Raw genomic sequence first — 3405 nt, forward strand, 5'->3', positions numbered from 1 at the left:
CACCGACCGCGGAGCCGGACCGGACCGAGCAGGCCGATCCGCCGGCGGAGTGCTCGGCCTGCCATCAGGATCTGTCGGCGGTGCCGGGGGTGGGGGAGGGCCGGGAGCAGGTGTGGGACATCCCGCCGGTGCGGCTGGAAACGGTGCACTGGCGGCTGCCGCGGCGGCGCTGCCCGCGCTGTCGCGCAGTCACCACCGCGGCCGTGCCGCACGCCCGGGCCGGGTCGGTGGTTCTACGGGCCGAACGTGAACGCCGCCGCGGTGGTGCTGCTGGCCTCGGAGGGCACCGTTCCGGTCGAGCGGACCGCGATACTCCTGGAGGCGCTGGTGGGGGCGCCGGTGTCGACCGGGTTCGTCGTTCGTGCCCACGCCCGGCTCGCCGAAACGCTGGATGCTGCCGGGTTCGATCAGACGATGAGGACGGCGGGCGTTGCGGGCCGCGCCGGTGCTGTGCGTCGACGAGACCCCGGTCACCGTGCTCCGCACGGACGTCGATGCCGACGGGAATCCGCTGTCCGGCTCCCCCGAATGTGGTCACGGTCCGCTCGGCCGAGCCGGGGCTGGTCTGGTATGCCCCGGTGAACGCCCGCTCCGCGACGGTGGCCCGCCGGCTGGCCGCCAAGGCCGAACAGGTCTGGCTGTTCGCGAAGAACGTCGCTGTCCCCTGGACCAACAACGCCGCGGAGCAGGCCCTGAGAGGCCCGAAACGGCATCAGGCCGTGCCGGCTACTGGCACACCTCGGCCCCCTGCGCCGGTACTGCCGCGTGCGTTCCTATCTGGTCAGCGCCCGTGACCACGGTATCCGCGGGATCGACGCCATCCACGCCGCACTTGCGGTGACCCCTGGCTACCCACTCCAGTGACCGTCTTGCCACACAATCACAGCCTTACCCGTGAATGGACACCAAAAGACCTGCTCACAGGCCAAAACCCAGATTTTGGAGTCCCACAGTCACCACCGTCGTTCGGCAGGTGAACGCCTTCCTGCGCGGCTGGGCCGGGCACTTCTGCTACGGAAACTCCGCCTTCGTGTTCGACAAGATGCAGACCTACGCCGTGCACCGGCTTGCGATCTTCGTGGTGCACCGTCACAAACGCAGCCGGGCGTGGGGTTGGCGGGTGGGGGCCTACGCCTCACCCGATCCCCTCGGGCTGTTCAACCTCGATGGGACCGTGCTTGCTCCCCGACCGAATCTCCCCTGGAGATTACCGAGTGCCGGCGGTGAAAGATGTCGGTGAGCTGTATACGGGAGAACCACATGCATAGATCGACGGTAGGGAGCTGGAAACGGAGCGGTCACACGTCACCGTGCCAGCTCCCTACCCAACCAGTCCCTCCGGTCTTCGGCAGATGGCCATTGATCATCGGGTGATGTAGAAGTCCTGGCTAGGGCCCACAGACATGCTTTGGGCACCAACGGGCTCCTCAGGATGAGGCGGCAGAAATCTATCGTCGTTTATACCGTTTACTATCTGCGCACCTCATGTGTCGGTTGTTCGGTCCAGATGGTCTTACCCAAGCGGCCGTAGCGGCTGCCCCAACGCCGGGTCAGCTGGGCCACGAGGAACAGGCCACGGCCTCCTTCATCCGTGGTATGGGCGCGGCGCAGGCGCGGCTGGGTGTTGCTGGCATCCGAAACCTCGCACACGAGGCGATCGCCGCGGATGAGCCGCACCTTGATCGGGCCGTGGGCATAGCGGATGGCGTTGGTGACCAACTCGCTGACGACCAGTTCGGTGGTGAAGGCCAGATCGTCGAGGTTCCAGGTGGCGAGCTGCCGGGTCGTCAGGTTTCGGGCCTGGGCGACTACGGCCGGGTCGGCGGGGAACTCCCAGTCGACGGTGGCCTCGGCCGCCAGGGTGCGGGTGCGGGCGAGCAGCACGACGATGTCGTCGGTGGGCGGGGTTGACGATGTGTCGCCGAGCAGAGCGTGGCCGATGTCCTCCAGGGGCCGGTCTGTGTCGCAGGCCGCGGCCATGCGGTCATGGAGCCATTCCATCCCCTGGGTGACGTCGCGGTTGCGCCGGTTGAGCAGGCCGTCGGTGTACAGGGCCAGCACGCTGCCGGGTTTCAGGTCGATCTCGGTGATCTCGAACGGCATACCGCCCACGCCGAGCGGCGGGCCGGGGCTAACGTCGATGAAGTCGACGGTTCCGTCCGGTGTCACCACAGCGGGGGGTGGATGTCCGGCGCTGGCGATCGCGCAGCAGCCGGTGATCGGGTTGTAGACGGCGTAGGCGCAGGTCGCGCCCACCGGATCCCCCCGGGACGGGTCGGCCTCGTGGGCGAGCCGCTGCACGAGGTCGTCGAGGTGAGTGAGGAGTTCGTCAGGGTCGAGGTCGAGGTCGGCCAGGGTTTGGACGGCGGTGCGCAGCCGGCCCATGGTGGCGGTGGCGGACAGGCCGTGGCCGATGACGTCACCGACGACGAAGGCCACGCGCAGCGACGACAGGGGGATGACGTCGTACCAGTCGCCGCTCACCTCGCATCCTCGACCGGCCGGAAGGTAGACACCGGCTGTCTGGGCCGCCAGGGTGTCGGTGCCGGCCCGGGGGAGGAGGCCCCGCTGCAGGGCGACGGCCGCGCGGCGCTCGCGGGTGTACCGGCGGGCGTTGTCCACGCCGAGCGCGGCCCGGGAGGCGATCTCCAGCAGGAGCTTGCGGTCCTCCCGATCGAAGACGGGGGCGGAGCCGGTCCGCCACACGGTGACGAGCCCGAGCAGGAGGCCGCGGGCGTACAGGGGCGCGCCCATCCCGGAATGCGCGTCCGGCGGGATCATCACATCCGCGAAATCGCCCGCGGCGGGAACTGCCGCCGCACGGGTGAAGGCCATCATAGTCTTGCCGCGCTGAAGATTCCGGATCTCAAACCCGTCCGGTAACGGCGGGATCGGTATGCCCGCCAGGATAAATCCGGGAGGCCAGCAGCCGCTGTCGCGGACCGCGGCGACGCGGCGAAGATGCAACTGCCCGCCACCGAGCATTTTTGGGGGTTCATCCCCAGCCCGGACGGCCTCGGCGAGGTCGACCGTGGCGATATCACCCAAAGCGGGGACGAGGACATCGGCCAAGTCCTGAGCTGTGCGATCGACGTCCAGGGAACCACCGAGGCACCCGGCAGCGGCATAGAGCAGATTCAGCCTGTGTAGGCCTTGCTGCTGTTCGGTCATATCAGGTCCATTGGACGTTCCCGCTACGTTGTACAGAACACGATCTCGACGCCGTGCTCCCGCGCCTCGGCGAAGTACTATGCGCCCGGCTCATGGGACGATGTCCAGCATACTGGCTCCTCGCAGTGCACTGGAAGCTGTGTTCATCCGATCACCAGGAGTTGTGGCCAGTGGTGGCCCAGTGCAGCCGCGAGCCGTCTGCCAGCCTCGCGGCTTGGGTACCGACAGGGCCCT

General features: G+C 68.3%; 2 protein-coding genes and 1 pseudogene. 2 read left to right on the forward strand and 1 reads right to left on the reverse strand.

The annotated features are described in order from the left end of the window. Positions 1-822 (forward strand): annotated as a pseudogene (locus AC5LUJ_RS23970) (IS66 family transposase); the annotation flags it as partial. Positions 823-898: 76 nt separating this feature from the next. Beyond that, entirely contained in the window at positions 899-1240 is a 342-nt protein-coding gene (locus AC5LUJ_RS23975) for a group II intron maturase-specific domain-containing protein (protein WP_445548355.1), read from the forward strand. A 230-nt stretch (positions 1241-1470) separates the two neighbouring features. Here AC5LUJ_RS23975 and AC5LUJ_RS23980 read toward each other — a convergent pair whose 3' ends face one another. Beyond that, entirely contained in the window at positions 1471-3048 is a 1578-nt protein-coding gene (locus tag AC5LUJ_RS23980; protein WP_493465841.1) for an ATP-binding SpoIIE family protein phosphatase, read from the reverse strand. Between the last annotated feature and the right edge of the window lie 357 nt (positions 3049-3405).

This window comes from Protofrankia sp. CiP1_Cm_nod3 (genome assembly GCF_982290655.1).

Coding starts and splice junctions, on each gene's coding strand:
- AC5LUJ_RS23975 (WP_445548355.1), top strand. CDS start 899: ATGGACACCAAAAGACCTGCTCACAGGCCAAAACCCAGATTTTGGAGT.